Source organism: Pseudonocardia pini, assembly GCF_013870575.1.
Classification (GTDB): domain Bacteria; phylum Actinomycetota; class Actinomycetes; order Mycobacteriales; family Pseudonocardiaceae; genus Pseudonocardia; species Pseudonocardia pini.
On the sequence record NZ_JACBXB010001104.1, the window covers coordinates 1 to 1,340 of the forward strand.

The 1,340-nt window shown below is 72.7% G+C and carries 1 protein-coding gene; it reads right to left on the minus strand.

The window, feature by feature from the left end; translation table 11 throughout:
• Positions 1 to 1,013, minus strand: a 1,013-nt coding sequence (locus H5J29_RS32910) for a FadR/GntR family transcriptional regulator (RefSeq protein WP_181784793.1), incomplete at its 3' end; no start/stop codon positions are given.
• Positions 1,014 to 1,340: the final 327 nt, after the last annotated feature.

Consider the following 1,340-nt stretch of genomic DNA (forward strand, 5'->3'; position numbering starts at 1 on the left):
TCCGGCCGGGTGACCACGAGCCCTCCGTTCGGCCCGCGCCGGGACCGGGCGACGCCGTGGTGCTCCAGGAGCCGGATGGCCGCGCGGAGGACGGCGCGACTCACGTCGTAGCGGCGCATCAACTCGGGCTCGGCACCCAGGACCTCGCCCACCGGCCATCCGCTCCGGGTGATGTCGTCGTAGATGTGGCCCGCGGCCTCCTCGGCGAGCGACGCCCCCGACCCGGCGGGGTTGTCCCGCCGCAGCGGTGCGACCCGGCGCGTGGTGTGGTGGTCGGGCGCTCCGTCCAGCAAGGCCATGGCCTCGACGAGGTGCGCGGTCATCTGGACCCGGGCCGAGGGCGCGTCTCCCGAGACGACGGCCTCGACGATCGAGAGGTGCGCGCGGTGCGCCTCGTCCTTCACCGTCAGCAGCAGCTCCGGGTCCGGTGCCCGCCACGGCGCCCTGACGTAGCGGTGCGTGAGCTTGTCCAGGACGTTCAGGAACAGCTCGAGGACCGGGTTCCCCGCCAGCCGCCCGATGGCGAGGTGCAGGGGATCGCGGGTCCACCCGTCCTCACCCGCGGCCACGTGTGGTTCGGCGGTCACGAGTGCGCGCAGGTCCACCACGCCGGTCTCGTCGATCCGGGCGGCCGCGAGCTCTGCGGCGAGGGGCTCGAGGGCACGCCGGGCCTGGAAGAGGTCCGCCATGCTGGTGCCCTCGTACTCGAAGTACGTCAACAGCGCCCGCAGCGCGGGTGTGCTGTCGGGGACCACGACGATCAGGCCGCCGCCCGGGCCCCGACGCATCCGCGCCACCCGCCGGTGCTCCAGGAGCCGGACCGCCTCGCGCAGGACCGTCCTGCTGACGCCGAACCGCTCCCGCAGCTCGGGCTCGGAGCCCAGCGACTCCCCGGCGGGCCAGCCCTTGGCCACCACGTCGTCCTCGATGGCCCTCGCGATGCCGGAGGCCAGCTTGTCCCACGAGCCGGTGGGTGGGGCGGGGGAGGGCAGCTCTCGACTCGGACTCGCCATCTCCCCCCGTCCGTCGGCGTGCACAGGGGGTGGAGTCTAGTGGCCGCCGTGCCTGGCAGGCGCGACCCCGCGGACGAGGACGTGACTCCTCGGTCCGCACCACTGATCCGGTCGCCCGTCCTGCGGGATCGATCATTGAGCATCCCTAATTAGTGCTCCGCCGGTCGTGCGGCAGGCCGGCCCGCGCCGGGACCCGGTTCTCCCGGACGAGCGGAATCGCTGCTTGTCGCATGTCTCAGTATCGGCTACTGTTTTGTCCGACCCCGCAGCAGCGTCTGTGCGGAGTACGAGTTCAGGATCCTTAACTGCGCGGTCCTTCCCGACACG